Here is a 16,004-nt window from a genome sequence, read left to right as displayed (position 1 = left end):
GTCATGGCTACGCGCAGACTACCAAGAGTGCTGCTGGTCAGCGCACTGGCCGCCGCCGTCCCGGTGGCCGCGCAGGACGCCATGCTCGGCACCATCCTGGAAGAGCCCGGCAGCGCCGGGCTGGGCTTCCTCGGCAGGATCGAATCGTCACCGTACAAGGGCGCCGACGATCGGGTCGATATCATGCCGCTGTACCTGTACGAGGGCGAGCGCTTCTTCCTGCGCTCCAACGCGGCCGGCGTGCGCTTCACCCCGCGCGAGGACCAGGGCCTGGAACTGTTCGTCGAACGGCGGCTGGAAGGCTACCCGGAAGACGAAACGCCCGACATCCTCGAGGGTATGGAAACCCGCAACAGCGAGGCCGACATCGGCGCGCGTTATTACTTCAAGCACGACAACCACGCGCTGGATTTTACGGTCCGCCAGGACATCTCCAATAATTCAAACGGCACCGAAGTGCGCGCCGGGTACGGGTATACGCTGCGCGGCGACCGCTGGGCGCTGCAGCCGGTGCTTACTCTGGGCTGGCGCAGTGCCAAGCTCAACGACTATTACTTCGGCGTGGAGCCCTATGAAGTGACTCCGGAGCGCACCGAGTATTCGGCCGGCAGCGGGTTGGACATCACCGCCGGTCTGTACGGCCGCTACCGCATCCTGCAGAACTGGAGCCTGGTCGGCGGCGTGTTCGCCAAGCGCTATTCCAGCACCATCCGCAACAGCCCGCTGGTGGACAGCGACATGCAGTGGGGCGCGATGGTCGGCGCCGCCTACGATTTCGGCAATGGCCAGGTGCGCTGGGACAAGGAGGGCACCCCCACCTACGTGAAGGTGTTCTACGGGCGTGATTCGGACGACGGCTGCCACCTGGTCAAGATCATGACCTTCAGCTGCGTCAGCCTCAACGATGACGATCCCACCGACATCTGGGGCATACACGTGGGCCGCCCGTTCGTGTCAGGCCTCAACGGCTGGCCGCTTGACCTGGTCGGCTACGTGGGCGTGCTGCGCCACGACGAGAAGGGGCACCAGCCGGATTCGTGGCAGATCGATGCCTACATGAAGGGCTTCTATTACGGGTTCCCGTGGTCGCACCGGGTCAAGACCCGGCTTGGCTTCGGCTTCGGCGTGTCCTACGCCGAACGCGTGCCGTATGCGGAAGTGCAGTCGCAGGCGCGGCGCGAGCGCAACACGTCCAAGGTCCTCAACTATCTGGATCCCAGCATCGATGTGAGCCTGGGCGACATCTTCGGCAGCGAGCGCTGGCACGAGCTGTATTTCGGCTTCGGGGTCTCGCACCGTTCCGGCATCTTTGGTTCGGCGCAGATGCTGGGCACGGTCGATGGCGGCTCCAACTACATCTACACCTACCTGGAAGGCGCGTTCTAGCGCCGCGCAGGGGAGGCTGCAGGATCCCGGTCCTGCCGGAACAGGAGGGCGATGGCGATGTACGCCACGCCCATGGCCAGCAGCGCCAACCCCACGCCCCAGGACGCGGAGGCGCGCCCGGCCCAGGCCACGCCGCTCACGCACACCACCGCGGCCACCAGCGCTACCAGCCCCGACACCAGGGAGATCCAGCGCTTGCCGCCCGGTGCAAACCGGAATGCCAGGCTGATCTGCGCAATGGCCTGCACCACCAGTACCGCGGCCACCGTGGTCGCCACGGCGTACGCGGCCCACTCGGGGTGCGTGTAGATGGCGATGCCGCCGATGATCTGCGCCGCCCCCAGCAGGATGGTCATGGCAAAACTGGGCAGGCCATGCAGCAGGAACGCTTCGGTCAGCTGCAATGCACCGGCGATTACCAATAGGCCGGCCACCAGCACCGTCATGGTGCGGACCATGAAGGAGGAGGCGTAAATGCCGAACGTGCCCAGCACCAGCAACAGCACGCCCACGATCAACAGGCGCTGCCAGCTGGACTTCATTGCCACGCCGATGGAGCCGGGGTCCTTGCCAAGTCGGGAAAACACGGTCATGACAGGCCACTCCTGGGAGATCGTCCAATTACCCGCCCGGCACGGTTATGCAGCAGTGAAACCCGGACCAGTATTTTCCGCAAACACATGGCCCTAACGTGTCCGCTCCTATACCAGCGCAACAACCGCCACGGGGGCGCAGTGCCATGTCGCAACGACTGACTGTCCGGATTCTGGGTGCCTTGGTTTCGATCGGCCTGGCCGCGTCGGCAGGCGCGCATTCGGCATTGCAGCAGGCACCGGAGGGCGATGCTTCCGCGCCGCCGGCGACCGGCGCGGCACCTGCCGCCACGCTGTTCACCAACGTGCGCATCTTCGACGGCACCCACGGCCGCCTTTCCGCACCCAGCAACGTGCTGGTGCAGGGCAACACCATCGCGCGCATCTCGGCCGGTGCGATCGACGCGCCCGGCGCGCGCCGCATCGACGGGCGCGGCCGCACCCTCATGCCCGGGCTGATCGACATGCACTGGCACAGCATGTTCGCCGGCATCCCGATCCAGACGTTGATGACGGCCGATACGGGTTACATCAACATCGTGGCCGGGGCAGAGTCCCGCAAGACGCTGCTGCGCGGCTTCACGACCGTGCGTGACGTTGGCGGGGCGGTGTGGGGCCTGAAGGCCGCCATCGACGCCGGCCATGCCGACGGGCCGCGTATCTGGCCTTCCGGCGCGATGATCACCGTGACCAGCGGCCATGGCGATTTCCGCGAGGCCTCCGACCTGCCACGCACCGTGGGCCAGCCCGGCTCACGGCATGACGTACTGGGTGACAGCGCCATTGCCGATACGCCGGACGAGCTGCGGGTGCGGGTGCGTGAGCAGCTGATGCGGGGCGCCAGCCAGATCAAGCTCACCGCCGGCGGCGGCGTCTCTTCGCCGCACAGCCCGCTGGACGTGGTGACCTTCACCGAACCGGAAGTCCGCGCGGCGGTGGAAGCAGCCACCGACTGGGGCACCTACGTCACGGTGCACGCCTACACCCCGGAAGCGATCCAGCGCGCCATCCGTGCCGGGGTGAAGTGCATCGAGCACGGCAGCCTGATGGACGACGCCACCGCCCGCCGCATTCGCGATACCGGTACCTGGCTCAGCACGCAGCCGTTCCCGCCGGAGCTGGCCAACGCCTTCCCGAAGGGCTCAGAGCAGTGGGAGAAGGCGCAGGAGGTGTTCGCCGGCACCGACCAGACCTACCGCTTCGCCATCAAGTACAAGCTCAAGACCGCCTTCGGCACCGACGTGCTGTTTTCCAGTGCGTTGGCCTCCCAGCAGAACCGCATCCTGGCCAGCCTGACACGCTGGTACACGCCTGCCGAGGCGCTGGTGATGGCCACCGGCACCAACGCCGAGCTGCTGGCGCTCTCGGGCAAACGCAGCCCTTATGCCGGGCGCGTGGGCGTGGTGGAAGAGGGGGCGCTGGCGGACCTGTTGCTGGTCGACGGCGATCCGCTGGCCGACATCAACGTGATCACCAATCCGGATGCCAACTTCAACGTGATCATGAAGGACGGCAAGATATTCAAGGACGAGCGCTGAGCGGATCAGCCACCGGTGTTCATGCTCATCCCACCGCCCGCCTTGAAGTACAGCACCAGGTACACCACGCGCCAGAAAATGAAGGCGTAGGCGCCGCACAGCAGGATCTGCAGGAGCAGGTGCGACTTCATGCGGCTCAGCCGCCACAGGCCGTCGCCCAGGTTCAGCAGCAGCAGGCTGACCCCGATGGTGACCACCACGTAGCCGGCCACGGTGGGGTTGACCAGGTCGAGGTCGCCCGGCCCCGCGCGAACGACCTCCAGCCCGGCCGCAGTGATCAGCGAGGACACCGCCATGTTGCGCGTGTTCTCGAAGATCAGCCGCAGCACGCCATTGTCGAACAGCTGAACGGCGATACGTCGGAGCAGGGCGGGCAGCATGGGGCATTCCTCGCGACGTGAACCGGACTCCGCACAGGGTTGTACCGGGCGCATGAAAAGCGCGTGGACGAACGGGCCAGTAGATTTACTGAGCGTGCCTGGCGGCAATGGATGTTCGCGCACGCGTCATCGTTGCTGTTAAGTAAGAGTACGCACGATGTCCCCGCGGCTTTACTGATGCGCCGGAACGGGCCCACCGCCAGACTTTGGTCAGGTGATCGCTAGTGGGGCAGGCCCGATGTCCAGAATGACTTCCAACCGCTCCTCCGCTGGCATGGTGCAGCTGCGTGGCCCGCGCCCGCCCGAGCTGTGCGGCATCTCCGATGTGTCCTCCGGCAGGTACAGCCGCCTGCCAGCCGCCCGGCTGGTGCGCTTCGGGGCCGAGGTGCGCGATCCGGAGCAGGGAACCCAGGCAGGCGATGTATGGGGCGACGCGTCGCGACAGGCCGGGCAGGCCACTGTCGCGAATGCCACGCTGGATGCGTCGTATCGTGGACAGGACTACCATGTGACCGCGTGGCAGCCGCAGGGCAAGCCTGCGTTCGTGTTCGTGGTCGCGTTGAGGGACCAGCGCTGGATCCAGCCCGATGTGGCCGAAGCGGCCGACTTCGACGAGGTGCTGCGCAATGCGGTGGCGTTTGTCGAACGTGTCCTGGATGCCCAGGCGGGATCCTGAGCAGCCCGACACGCCTGGCCGGGCTGAGCGGATTCGATACACTCTGGCGACGTCATGGCGCGGAGTCACCCATGCTGGCAGATGCACCTGGTGCGGTAGCGCGGGAGCTCCTGGCGCAGGACGGCGCCCGTGTCCTGGCAGCGTTGGCTGCCCCCGGCGACCAGAACGAAGGCATCCATGCGGCACGCAAAGCCATCCGGCGCATGCGGGCGGTGCTGGCGCTGCTGGATGAGGATGAATTCGAGCTCGAGCGGGAGGATCGCTCGCTCAGACGGCTCGGCAAAAGCCTTTCAGCGCTTCGGGATGCGCATGTGGTGGTCGAGGCGGCCAAACGGCTTCAGGCCTTGCACCCCGGTCCCGCGTGGGCAGCGGTAGTGGGCACGCTTGAGGAGAGGCGCGCGGGCATTCTGCAGCGCGCCGCGGCCGTCGACCCCCAATTTGCGCGCAGGCGCAGGACGATCGTGCGCGTTCTGCAGCGGCTTGAGGCCCAGCCATGGGAGCGCCTGCGACGGCGGCACGTTCGGGCCGCGCTCGCACGCAGCGAGCGACGGGTGAAGCGGGCCGCCTCCCGCGCGGCTTCGGACGGTGATGCCGAAGCCATCCACCGTTGGCGACGACGTGTGCGACGACTGCGCATGCAACTCGACGCCGGGCAGGCGCTGGGTGCGTTGGGCAGAGATGCCGAGGGCCACGTTGCCGGGAACGGGAAGGCGAAGGCACTGCACAGGACCAGTGACGAGCTGGGCTGGCTTCAGGACCTGCAGATGCTGCGGAACCTGGTCCGGCGGATGCCTGCGGAAGAGGGCAAGGCCGACGTGCTGCTGCTGATCGAGCGGCAACGCGACGAGGTCAGCCCCTGATCTGCGGTTCCCGCGCATTTGCGTGACGCATCACGCGAGCCACCTGCTGAACGCCTGAAAGGCGTAAATCGACCGCCGGTAGCTGCAGATTTCACCACAATGTCACCCATGTCACCTCAATGACATCAATTTTGGCGTCAATGTCACGACGGCGTCATGCACGGCGGCGGCGGATGGGGCGTTCTAGTGGCTTCTCACCCTGAGCCCGCCCATGCTTCCGACCTCACGCACCCTGCATCGCAAAGCGCTGACCGCTGCGCTTCTGTCCGTCCTCACCCTGCCGGCCTACGCCGGTGTGAACTGCCAGCTGGTGGATGGCAGCGGCGTTCCCCTGCCTCTCGACAGCACGGCAACCGGCGACCAGGCACTGGCCTGTGGCACCGGCGCCAACGCCAGCGGCACGGGCAGCACCGCGCTGGGCAGTTGGGTCGATCTGGACGGCGATGGCCTGGTCGACGCCAACGAAGTCACCTGGGGCAAGGGCGTGAACGCTACCGCCGTGGGCGCTGCCGCCCAGGCGCTTGGCGCCAACAGCACTGCCATAGGGGTACGCGCGCTCACCGTCAGCGATGGCAGCGTGGCGATCGGCAACCAGGCCGGCGCGGTGCATGCCGGCGCGGCGACCACGACCACCTCGCTCTACACCCAGGGCAGCCCGCAGCAGCAGTCCAGTACGACGGTCGCCACCACCCCGACCGGGAGCAGCGTCAACTCCGTGGCAATGGGCAGTGGCGCCCTGGCCAACGGCAGCAACAACATCGCGCTGGGTACCGGCAGCCGGGTGCGCGCCATCAACGGCAGCGTGACGGTCAGCCAGGACGCCAGCGGCGTCATCACCAAGATCGAGACCCGCAACGAAACGCCGGCACAGAACTCGATCGCCATGGGTAACAATGCCACCGTCAACGGCAACGGCTCCATCGCCCTCGGCAACGGTGCTACGGTCACCGGCGACAAGGGCAACCAGACCAGTTTCGTCAGCGACTGGGGCGGGAGCTTCGCGCAGCTCACCGCGGTCGAGTCGGCGGTCAACTCCATCGCCATCGGCAATGGCGCCACCTCCAAGGGCAACAACAACGTGGTGATCGGCGCCGGTGCGGCCACCGGGGGCGACACGCTCTATACCCCCTTCAGCCCGAACTGGCTGCCCGACCAGAACTCCACCGTCATCGGTGCCGGCGCCCAGTCGGTCCGCACCAATGGCACCGCCATCGGCTACACCTCCATCGCCTACAGCCCGTATTCCAGTGCGTTGGGTTACATGTCCTACGCCCTGGGCACCGGTTCGGTGGCGGTAGGGGGTTGGCTGGACTGGGGGCAGGCCTTCGGCAGTGCGCCGCGTGGTCCGGGCAACATCTCCAATGCCTACGGCAAGGCGTTCGCCACCAGCTTGGGCACTGCCGCGTTCGGCAGCGGCACCTATGCCTTCGGCAACTACGCCACCGCGCTGGGCCCGGCGGCCAGCACCGGCGACCGCGACACCGAGAACCCCGGCCCGACCAGCGTGATCCGCAACTACGACAGCACCGATGCCAAGGTGGTGTCCGGTTCGTTCGCCGGTGGCTTCTTCGCCCAGGCCGCCGGGCGGTCCAGCGTTGCGGTGGGCCGTGAAGCGGCGGCCGCCGATGCCGACGCCATTGCCATCGGCACCCAGACCATGGCCTACGGCGTGGCCAGCATCGCGCTCGGCGACCAGGCCACCGCCACCTGGCATCGCAATATCGCCATTGGCGAAAACGCGTATGCCGACGGTTACACCGGCACCGGCAACATTGCGTTCGGCCAGGATGCCAAGACCGCACCGGGTTCGAGCGGCGAGTCCAGCAACGCCATCGCCTTCGGCACCGGCGCGCTGGCGTCGGACACCTCCGCACTGGCCATGGGCACCGCGGCGCAGGCGGTCGGCCTGGGCAGCACGGCGCTTGGCTCCAACGCGCAGGCATCGGGCGTGTCCAGCGCGGCGGTGGGCGAGGGCAGCCAGGCCAGCGGCGATTCCGCTACCGCGCTGGGTACCTATGCCTACGCTGCGGGCGAATCGGCGGTGGCGGCCGGCACCAATGCATTCGCCACGGGCCAGTACGCCGTGGCCACCGGCTACAACAGCTACGCCGGCGGCGACGATGCCGTGGCGATCGGCAGCTACGCGGTGGTGGAAACCGCCGGCAGCGTGGCCATCGGCAGCGGCGCCACCGTGTACGGCCTCAACAGCGTGGCCATCGGCATGAATGCGTCCGCCGAGCAGGACAACGTGGTGTCGGTCGGCAGTGTCGGTGCCGAACGCCGCGTGGTAAACGTCGACAATGCCGTGGACGCGACCGACGCCGTGAACAAGCGTCAGCTCGATGCCGTGGTGGCCGATGTGGGCGGCACGATCGGCTCGCAACTCGATACCGTGGCCACCGCACTCGGCGGCGGCGCGGCGGTGAATGCCAGCGGCATCAGCGCGCCAAGCTTCGGCTTCCAGGGCGGGGCGTACACCAGCGCCGGCGCCACGTTCAACGCCATCGACGCCGCGTTCAGCGGGTTGCAGGGTCGCGTGACCGTTCTGGAAACCGCGGCTTCCGCAGTGCCGGCGCCGACGGCGTCGGAGGTGCCGATGGGCACGGGCGATGGCCTGGCCGTAGGCGCCGGCTCCAGCGCCGCGGACCCGAACGACACCGCGGTGGGCAGTGGTGCCCGCGTCGCTGCGGCCAACAGTGTGGCGGTCGGCAGCAATGCCATGGTCGACGCCAGCGCCGACAACGCCGTTGCCGTGGGCGCCGACAGCCATGCCAGCGCCAGCGGTGCGGTCGCATTGGGGCAGGGCGCCGTGGCCGATCAGGAGAACACCGTGTCGGTCGGCAATGCCAGCCAGCAGCGCCGCATCACCCAGGTGGCTGCCGGCACCGCAGGCACCGATGCGGCCAACGTCGCCCAGATGCAGGACGCCGATGCGGCCACGCTGGCCTCGGCCAACAGCTACACCGACACCACGGCCACCCAGACCCTCACCCGTGCCAATGCCTATGCCGATTCGCGACTGCAGGGCCTCAACGACAGCTTCGACCTGCTCCGCAATGACGTCAATGCGCGCCTGAACGCACAGGACAAGCGCCTGGACCGCCAGGGCGCGATGGGCAGCGCGATGATGAACATGGCCATCAACGCCGCCAATTCGCGCAGCCCGCGTGGACGCGTGGCCGCCGGCGTGGGCTGGCAGAACGGCGAGAGCGCGCTGTCGGTGGGCTACTCCAAGGCCCTGAGCGAACGCGTTTCGATGAGCATCGGCGGCGCCTTCAGCAGTGACGACCGTTCGGCCGGCCTCGGCTTCGGCGTCGATCTGTAATTCCCCTTTCCAGACTCCGCATACCAGGAATCCACTCATGCATTTCCGTCGCTCCGTTCTCAGCCTGCTGGTGGCCGCTGCCTGCGCGCCCGCATTCGCCGGCACCGTCGACCTGGCCTCCATTGAAGATGCAACGCTGTCGCCTCGTTTCATCGTGACCTACAAGCCCGGCACTGCCGAGCGCACCCAGCCTGCGGCCCGCCAGCGTTCGCTGGACGCCGCTGCCAGCCGTGCCCGCCCGCAGCTGGGCGCCCGCCTTGCGACCCAGCAGGGCAGCGCCGCACTGCAGGTGAAGAGCCTGCGCGCCACCTTCAGTGGCCAGCATGTGGTGCGTGCCTCGCAGCGGCTCGACCGCAGCCAGGCCGAAACCCTGATGCGCGCCATTGCCGCCGACCCCAACGTGGCATCAGTGCGGGTGGACCGCCTGATGCACGCAGCAGCCGTGCCCAACGACCCGGTGCTGAGCAGCCACCAGATGTGGCATTACGGCACCGGCGCCGGCGGCGCACGGGTCACCACCGCATGGGAATCCGGTGCCACCGGTGCGGGGGTAGTGGTGGCGGTGATCGACACCGGCGCCACCCACCATGCCGACCTGGAAGCGAACCTGCTGCCGGGTTACGACTTCATTTCCGATGCGTTCGTCTCGCACCGCGCCGACGACAGCCGCGTGCCGGGCGGCTGGGATATCGGCGATTACAGCGCGATCAACGAATGCGGCGACGGCTCGCCGGCCAGCAACAGCAGCTGGCACGGCACCCACGTGGCCGGCACGATCGCCGAAGTCACCAACAACAACGTGGGCGGGGCGGGCATCGCCTACAACGCCAAGGTCCTGCCGGTACGCGTGCTGGGTCGCTGCGGCGGCTATACCTCCGACATCAACGACGCCATCGTCTGGGCCGCGGGTGGCCACATCGACGGCGTGCCGGACAACACCACGCCGGCCGAAGTGATCAACATGAGCCTGGGCGGTGCGCACGCGTGCGACGCCGATACGCAGGCGGCGATCAACGCGGCAGTGAGCCTTGGCACCGTCGTGGTGGTGGCTGCGGGCAACGACAACGCGCCGGTCACCGACCACGCGCCGGCCAGCTGCGCCAACGTGATCACCGTCGGTGCCACCGGCTATTCCGGCCAGCGCGCCAGCTATTCCAACTATGGTGCCGGCGTCGACCTGGCCGCGCCCGGTGGCGCCGGCACTGAGGGAAGCCCGAACGGCTACATCTGGTCCACCCTCAACAACGGCACCACGGTACCGGGCAGCGACATCTACGCCGGTTACACCGGCACGTCGATGGCCACGCCGCATGTGGTGGGCGTGGTGGCATTGATGCAGAGCGTGGCCGCACAGCCGTTGACGCCCTCGCAGGTGGAGGGGCTGCTGAAGGCGACCTCGCGCGCGTTCCCGGTCAAGCAGACCCAGCCCAACGGCGCCGGCCTGCTGGATGCGGCCGCGGCGGTCGCGCGGGCGCGCAGCTTCGGTCAGCCGATCGACGGCATCCCGACCAGCCCCGGCACCGCGATGCTGCTGCCGGCCATGGACGCCGGCCAGCGGGATCTGTACGTGATCGACGTCGCCCCCGGCAAGGCACGGCTGGAGATCACCACCTACGGTGGTCGCGGCGAGCTGCAGCTGCTGGCCGGGTATGAAATGGACCCGCTGCCCAACCAGAATGCGGGCGCGTCCGCACGCCAGGGAGTGAACCAGGCGATCACCGTGCTCAACCCGGCGCAGGGCCGCTATTACCTGGCGGTGAGTGCGACCCAGGCAACCAGCGGCGCGCGGCTGCTGGTCAAGGTGAACTGATTGAAGCGGCGTGCGTTTCCCGCGCTGCTGGTTGGCGCGCTGCTGGGATGCAGTGGAGGCGTGCAGCCACCGGCTGGGGGTAGCGTGGCACCGACAACGTTGGCGTTGCCGGTGATCGCGCTGGACCAGGCCGATGATGGCCGGGTGGTGACAGTGGCACCCGGCCAACCGCTGGAGGTACGCCTTCCAGCGCATTCAGCCAGCGGCTACCGATGCTGGCTGAGGACGACGCCGGCAGCGGTTCTCGACCTCGAATGGGAGCCGGCCCGCGTGGCCGGCCCCCACACCTGGCGCTTTCACGGCCTTGCAGCGGGGCAGGGCGAGCTGCTGTTCGAATGCGGCCAGGAACTGGCCACCCGAAACCGCCGCATCTACGCGTTCCATGTGCGGATCGACTGAGCATCGGCGGCGTCTGCTGTCGTAGGATGGGGATCCCCCTTACGTAGACGAGGCAGGCCAGGTAGATGCGCCTTATCCGGTACCGATTTGGCGAGTTCGTGCTGGACCCTGCCGTACGCGAACTGAGCCGCGCCGGGCATCGGCTGCCGTTGCCACTCAAATCGCTGGAGTGCCTGGTCTATCTGGTGGCCAACCGCGAACGCGCGGTCGGCCGTGATGAGCTGGTGTCGGCGGTATGGGGACGTGCCGACGTGAGCGATACCGTGATCACCCAGACCATGCGCCGCGCGCGCAAGGCGCTGGACGACGCCGGTGACCGCCAGACGATGATCCGCACCGTGCCCGGATTCGGCTACCGCTGGGTAGCCGAGGTGGAAGAACTTGATCCGGCCGCGCCGGCCGTGACATCGACATCTGCGCCCGAGGCGATCGCCGACGTCGAAAGCGCCGATGCGCCCGCGCCCGTGGCGGTTGCCCTTGAGCCTGAAGCGGGCTCCGTCTCCCGGCGCCGCCGCATCTCACGCTGGCTGATCGTGCTGGCCGTGGCAGCCGTTGTCGTGTTGCTGGGCTTCGTAGCAGCGCGGATCATGCGTCCGGCGCCATCATCCACCGCTTCCACGGCTGCAGCGCAGATGCGCGCAACGGTGCTGCCGGTGCGGGTGGCCGAAGATGAGGCCGATGCAAGCTGGGTCCGGTTGGGGGCCATGGAATATGCCGCCGACCGCCTGCGCGGTGCGGCGCTGCAGGTGACCCCGACCGAGCAGACCCTGCATCTGGGTGCAGGGCTGGCAGAGAGCGGGGCGCTGGACACCGACGCCTTGAAACAACTGCTCGCGCGCAGCGACGCACGCTGGTTGATCGTGCCGAGCGCGCAGCGCAGTGGCACGCAGTGGCGGGTGCAGCTGCGCGTGCTCGACAGCGACAGCGACGTATCGGTCGAGGCGGTGGGGGATACGCCCCTGCAGGCCATGGCCGTGGCCACCGATGCCTGGCTGCACCGCATCCAGCGTGCGTCCCCCGACCGCGCCGCGCCCACCGCACTGCAGGAGCGCCTGCGTCGCATCGATGCCGAGCTTGATGCCGGCCAGCTGGACGCGGCGCGCGCGCAGATCCAGGCCACGCCGGCATCGCTGCGGGACAGCGCCGCGATGCAGGTGCGCGAAGGCCAGCTGGAATATCGTGCAGGCCGCATGGCCGACGCGGCGCGTCTGTTCGAGCGCGCCCTGGCGCAGCAGCCGGCCGCCCCGGCGGGCGTGCGCGCCAAGGGGCTGATGGGGCTCGGCGGAGTCGCGCTGCGCATGGGTCACCCGGACCGGGCCCAGGCGCATTACAGCCAAGCGCTGGCTGTGCTCGCCGACGACGACAGCAACCGCGATACCAGTCTGCTCGGCAACGCCTACAACGGTCGCGGCGTGTCCCAGGTGCAGCAGGGCAACCTGGAAGCCGCCGTGGCCGATCTGGGCCAGGCACGGATCGCCATGCGACGCACCGGCGACGTGGTTTCCGCGGCGATGGTCGGCGCCAACCTGGGGCGCATGGAGGGCATGCGCAACCATTGGCCGCAGGCGCTGCAGGAGTTCGACAGTGCCATCGACGTGTTCGAGCGGTTCCAGGTCAATGATTACCTTGCGGCCACCCTGGCAGCAAAAGCAATGGCGCAGCTGGAGCTGGTGCAGCCCGCACAGGCGCGGGCGACCCTCGCGCGGACCGACGCGCTGCGCGGCGCGCTGGAAGACCCGCAGTTGATTGCCGTGATCCAGAACGCGCGCGCCACCGTTGCGCTGGCCACGGGCAAACTCGGCGACGCCGAGGCCGCCATCGATGCGCTGGCGGCCACCACAACGCAGGACCCGTCGGTAACGCGCCTGCGCATGGCCTTGGCGGTGGCCCGTGGCGACGTGGCGGGGGCAGGGCGCTGGGCAGGCGATGCAGGCGCGCGACCGGAGGGCCAGGATGCAAGCGTTGCCACCATTGCCGTGCAGGCAGCGGCTACCTCGACAGACGCAGGTCGCTGGTTACGGCCGGAAGGTGCGGGCGGTGCTGCCGCACGACCGGACCCGGCCGACGCCTTTGCCCGAGCGTTCGTGCAGCATCGTTTCGGCGACCGCGCGGCGGCATTGCGTGATGCGCAGGCTGCGCTGGCCATCGCAAATCGCGATGGCAGCCCCAATGACCGGGTCAGGGCCAACCTGTTGCGGGCCCGCGTCCTGATGGATGCCGGCCAGATGGACCAGGCCACTGCGGTACTCGGCGAATTGGATGCCTACGCCGCTGTCGACTACCGCGTCGCCTGGCTGGCGGCTGCGCTGTATGGCAAGCGCGGTGACGCCGGTTCCGCACGGCAGGCCCGGCAGGAAGCGAAGACGCTTGCGGGTGAACGTGCTCCTGGCGTTGTTCCGCTTTTGTAGCGTCAGACGCAAGCAGCCGCCAATCCACGTAATTTTACTGGGTCGGGCTAGGTATTTAAACGCTGGTTGCCCTGTCCGAACCTCCTCAGGCTAGACACTCGCAAGTTGCGGCTGGATTGCAAACGCTTGCCGATTCGGCGCTCGCTGAGGGCGTCCAGTCGCCGTGGAAACACTGACTTTCCGGAGCGTTGTCATGCTGAGCGAAGAGGCTGCGATCCATTGGGTTGAATGGTCGGCTCTGGCGATCGAGTTGCTGGCGATCGCGCTGATCGTCGTGACCATCGTGGTGTCGACAGCGGTTTACGTGGTCGCCTTGGCCGTGCACCACAAGGACCGCGTGGAGAGCTACGAACGGTTCCGTCGCAGGCTCGGACGGGCGCTGTTGCTGGGTCTGGAAATACTGGTGGCGGCGGACATCATCCGTACGGTTGCGCTGGACAGCACCATGCGCGCGATTCTTTCCCTGGGCCTGCTTGTCATCATCCGCACCTTCCTCAGCTGGTCGGTGGTCCTGGAAGTCGAGGGGTTTTGGCCATGGAAGCGCCCCTTGGATCGCACGCCTGCGGGAGAGGAGAAGTAGCCATGGCGTGGGGCGAGCATGGGGATTGCTGGGAGCCTTTGGCTCCAATGTGCGTTCCTTATGAGCACAGTGCGCATCTTACATAATATACATTATGCGAAATACAGTGTATGGCGTAGTGTGCGCCCACGCGTCGCCGAACTCTCAGTTTTCTTGATCCTTGTCCTTTTGCTTAGGACCCTGCCCCTACTTGATTTAATTGGGAATTTTGGGGCGTTCAGGGACAAAATCCCACGCAAGTTGGCGTCGGGCGTGAGGCGCGATGTCAGCGATCAAGCCAGCGCTTTCTGAACGCCTCGCGCCCCGCAAGCTTGCGAGCGTCCGCACGACGGACGGCGCGCAGGTCCCACCGGTAGCAGAGCACTGCCAGCGGAAAGCAGGTGAGCAGGTAGACCCCAAACCCTAAAGGCTTTGGGACTGACACAGCGGCGAGCGCCTTCACCAACGGCGTTGCGTACAGCAGCGAAAGCGCCGTTATCAGAAGCAGCCAGCACTGGAAGAACATGTAGCGCGTCGTCCATCGGGTAAAGCGATCCGGGCTGTCAATGGATTCTGTCGAGATGCTGAGTGCCGCAATCCGCAGCCGCGTATAGCTGCCGAGCAGGCCGCAGATAACCATGTTGCCGGCATACACCGCATAGAAGTAACCAATGCTCATTTGGGCAGACCCGTTCTGGTTCAGCGTTCGCGCATGGACTGCGTGGTGTGCTGCTGCAGCGTGACTTACATCCCCGAGCCCGCAGCCGCGCTTCCATAAAGTATCTCAAAATACTTGAGCGGGCGACCGAGACAGTTCGGATTAACGAACAATGGGCGTGAGCCTGCGAGTCGACCCATTTCCAATCTTTAGGGCAATTCCCAGAACCAAGCAGTCCACGGGTGGTGCCGGCCGTGCGCAAACTGCGCTTCTACAGTTGATCTAGTGAAGAGCTTTGACCGTCCCTGCCCGCGCCAATTGCGCATCGCGTTGCAGCGCACGCCTAAGGCCCTGTGGTGGGCATGTCGTGGTGCCTACCGAGCATCCATATTCGTGTCCTCCGTCGAAGACGCGGCGGCACGCAAGCTGCGCACATTGAAGGCGATCACCCACAAACGGCAGCGCCAGGCGCGTCGATGGACGGACGCCCGGCCCTACCTGCACCTGGCGTTTTTCCCGCTGTGGGGCAACCCCCGCGCTTTCCCGGTCACCTCCGCAGTGCCGCTGTCCAAGCGTTTTTTGGCTGGCCTGGCGCTGGTCACGGTCGCAACTGGGCCATGGGTTGCCGCCTCCAGCCAGTTACAGTCCCTGTTCGTAGATATCAATGAAGCCAGGGCCGTGGCTGAAGTTGGCTAGATCGCCTTCGATCAACTGAAGTTCGCGCTTGAATTCAGCCCGCTGCTCTTTGCGGCCCTGGGTTGGCTCTTGATCGCCGTGACGGCCGCAATGGCCGTGCTGATGCACCGCCTGGAGGTGATGGTTACCCACCTGGATTGGCGGGCTCGGCCCCGCGTAGGCTACCGGTTCCATGTGGTGCAGATCAGCTCGCTGGCCTTGTATCTGGGTCTGCCGCTCCAGGTCATTGCGTGGTCGCTGAATCATCGCAGCGTTGCCGAACCTTTGTTCCATCATGTCTTCAGCTCGCCTTGGATCTGGTTACCTGCAGGCATGTGGTTGGCGGTGCGTCCGCTCGTGGCCAAGAACCGGGATGCCGTGCACCGACACCTTTACGGCAACGCGGGGCGGGCGCTGCTGGCGTCAGTGCTCTCCACACTGGTGTGCATCGGCGTGTTGGTGTTGATCCAGCTGTCGTTGCGGTAACTGCCGTCTCATCACCTTACGCTACTGGTCGCGATATCTCAGTCCGCTTTGATCTACACGCCGCTTCCAGCTGATCTCAGCCGATCTGTCCGCCCTCGGACAGAAGCGGACACGCACCCTTCCCTTGATAACGATCCCTTATCGCTGCACTGCAGATCATTACGGCCCTAGACGCTGAGGCTAGCGCTGGCGGCAGGCTCATATTGACAACGGCTCTTCGGTAGCGTGAATATCTTCACAGTAGCGGCGCC

General features: G+C 66.9%; 14 protein-coding genes. 11 read left to right on the top strand and 3 right to left on the bottom strand.

Annotated elements, in window-relative coordinates; genetic code table 11:
* Positions 1-3 precede the first annotated feature (3 nt).
* Entirely contained in the window at positions 4-1,386 is a 1,383-nt protein-coding gene (locus tag ACQG3P_RS01220; RefSeq protein WP_426803965.1) for a MipA/OmpV family protein, read from the top strand.
* On the opposite strand, the gene ACQG3P_RS01215 is transcribed toward ACQG3P_RS01220, so the two are convergent.
* Positions 1,383-1,979 (bottom strand): DUF308 domain-containing protein, encoded by a 597-nt coding sequence (locus ACQG3P_RS01215; protein ID WP_426803964.1) that lies wholly within the window; start codon positions 1,977-1,979, stop codon positions 1,383-1,385. The genes ACQG3P_RS01220 and ACQG3P_RS01215 overlap by 4 nt on opposite strands.
* A gap of 146 nt (positions 1,980-2,125) precedes the next feature.
* Here ACQG3P_RS01215 and ACQG3P_RS01210 point away from each other — a divergent pair, with 146 nt between their 5' ends.
* The gene (locus ACQG3P_RS01210) at positions 2,126-3,517 is read left to right on the top strand and encodes an amidohydrolase family protein (RefSeq protein ID WP_426803963.1); all 1,392 of its coding nucleotides are present in this window, start codon (positions 2,126-2,128) and stop codon (positions 3,515-3,517) included.
* Between the two features lie 5 nt (positions 3,518-3,522).
* On the opposite strand, the gene ACQG3P_RS01205 is transcribed toward ACQG3P_RS01210, so the two are convergent.
* Positions 3,523-3,897: a hypothetical protein gene (locus tag ACQG3P_RS01205; protein WP_320458676.1), complete on the bottom strand. Its 375-nt coding sequence runs from the start codon at positions 3,895-3,897 to the stop codon at positions 3,523-3,525.
* 247 nt (positions 3,898-4,144) lie between these two features.
* Between ACQG3P_RS01205 and ACQG3P_RS01200 the strand changes: the two genes are divergently transcribed.
* The 7 genes from ACQG3P_RS01200 to ACQG3P_RS01170 all read left to right on the top strand — a co-directional run bounded on the left by ACQG3P_RS01200 (position 4,145) and on the right by ACQG3P_RS01170 (position 13,955).
* Entirely contained in the window at positions 4,145-4,573 is a 429-nt protein-coding gene (locus ACQG3P_RS01200; protein ID WP_426803962.1) for a hypothetical protein, read from the top strand.
* A gap of 71 nt (positions 4,574-4,644) precedes the next feature.
* Positions 4,645-5,433, top strand: coding sequence for a CHAD domain-containing protein (locus ACQG3P_RS01195; protein WP_426803961.1), 789 nt, complete (start codon positions 4,645-4,647; stop codon positions 5,431-5,433).
* A gap of 211 nt (positions 5,434-5,644) precedes the next feature.
* Positions 5,645-8,758, top strand: coding sequence for a YadA-like family protein (locus ACQG3P_RS01190; RefSeq protein WP_426803960.1), 3,114 nt, complete (start codon positions 5,645-5,647; stop codon positions 8,756-8,758).
* A 37-nt stretch (positions 8,759-8,795) separates the two neighbouring features.
* Positions 8,796-10,568, top strand: coding sequence for a S8 family peptidase (locus tag ACQG3P_RS01185; RefSeq protein ID WP_426803959.1), 1,773 nt, complete (start codon positions 8,796-8,798; stop codon positions 10,566-10,568).
* A gap of 111 nt (positions 10,569-10,679) precedes the next feature.
* Positions 10,680-10,967: a hypothetical protein gene (locus ACQG3P_RS01180; RefSeq protein WP_426803958.1), complete on the top strand. Its 288-nt coding sequence runs from the start codon at positions 10,680-10,682 to the stop codon at positions 10,965-10,967.
* Positions 10,968-11,032: 65 nt separating this feature from the next.
* Positions 11,033-13,375 (top strand): winged helix-turn-helix domain-containing protein, encoded by a 2,343-nt coding sequence (locus ACQG3P_RS01175; RefSeq protein ID WP_426803957.1) that lies wholly within the window; start codon positions 11,033-11,035, stop codon positions 13,373-13,375.
* Between the two features lie 193 nt (positions 13,376-13,568).
* Entirely contained in the window at positions 13,569-13,955 is a 387-nt protein-coding gene (locus tag ACQG3P_RS01170; protein WP_426803956.1) for a DUF1622 domain-containing protein, read from the top strand.
* Between the two features lie 265 nt (positions 13,956-14,220).
* Here ACQG3P_RS01170 and ACQG3P_RS01165 read toward each other — a convergent pair whose 3' ends face one another.
* On the bottom strand, positions 14,221-14,613 hold the full coding sequence (locus ACQG3P_RS01165; protein ID WP_426803955.1) for a hypothetical protein: 393 nt from the start codon (positions 14,611-14,613) through the stop codon (positions 14,221-14,223).
* Positions 14,614-14,985: 372 nt separating this feature from the next.
* Here ACQG3P_RS01165 and ACQG3P_RS01160 point away from each other — a divergent pair, with 372 nt between their 5' ends.
* Together ACQG3P_RS01160 and ACQG3P_RS01155 are read left to right on the top strand one after the other, a co-directional pair.
* Complete coding sequence (locus ACQG3P_RS01160; protein WP_426803954.1) at positions 14,986-15,288, top strand: hypothetical protein; 303 nt, start codon at positions 14,986-14,988, stop codon at positions 15,286-15,288.
* A 69-nt stretch (positions 15,289-15,357) separates the two neighbouring features.
* Positions 15,358-15,753 carry a hypothetical protein gene (locus ACQG3P_RS01155; RefSeq protein WP_426803953.1) on the top strand — a complete coding sequence of 132 codons (396 nt, stop codon included), beginning with the start codon at positions 15,358-15,360 and terminating at the stop codon, positions 15,751-15,753.
* Positions 15,754-16,004: the final 251 nt, after the last annotated feature.

The organism is Stenotrophomonas sp. SrG (assembly GCF_050031795.1).
GTDB lineage: Bacteria > Pseudomonadota > Gammaproteobacteria > Xanthomonadales > Xanthomonadaceae > Stenotrophomonas > Stenotrophomonas rhizophila_A.
This window is presented reverse-complemented; position numbering and strand designations above follow the sequence as displayed.

Coding starts and splice junctions, on each gene's coding strand:
- ACQG3P_RS01220 (WP_426803965.1), top strand. CDS start 4: ATGGCTACGCGCAGACTACCAAGAGTGCTGCTGGTCAGCGCACTGGCC.
- ACQG3P_RS01215 (WP_426803964.1), bottom strand. CDS start 1,979: ATGACCGTGTTTTCCCGACTTGGCAAGGACCCCGGCTCCATCGGCGTG.
- ACQG3P_RS01210 (WP_426803963.1), top strand. CDS start 2,126: ATGTCGCAACGACTGACTGTCCGGATTCTGGGTGCCTTGGTTTCGATC.
- ACQG3P_RS01205 (WP_320458676.1), bottom strand. CDS start 3,897: ATGCTGCCCGCCCTGCTCCGACGTATCGCCGTTCAGCTGTTCGACAAT.
- ACQG3P_RS01200 (WP_426803962.1), top strand. CDS start 4,145: ATGACTTCCAACCGCTCCTCCGCTGGCATGGTGCAGCTGCGTGGCCCG.
- ACQG3P_RS01195 (WP_426803961.1), top strand. CDS start 4,645: ATGCTGGCAGATGCACCTGGTGCGGTAGCGCGGGAGCTCCTGGCGCAG.
- ACQG3P_RS01190 (WP_426803960.1), top strand. CDS start 5,645: ATGCTTCCGACCTCACGCACCCTGCATCGCAAAGCGCTGACCGCTGCG.
- ACQG3P_RS01185 (WP_426803959.1), top strand. CDS start 8,796: ATGCATTTCCGTCGCTCCGTTCTCAGCCTGCTGGTGGCCGCTGCCTGC.
- ACQG3P_RS01175 (WP_426803957.1), top strand. CDS start 11,033: ATGCGCCTTATCCGGTACCGATTTGGCGAGTTCGTGCTGGACCCTGCC.
- ACQG3P_RS01170 (WP_426803956.1), top strand. CDS start 13,569: ATGCTGAGCGAAGAGGCTGCGATCCATTGGGTTGAATGGTCGGCTCTG.
- ACQG3P_RS01165 (WP_426803955.1), bottom strand. CDS start 14,613: ATGAGCATTGGTTACTTCTATGCGGTGTATGCCGGCAACATGGTTATC.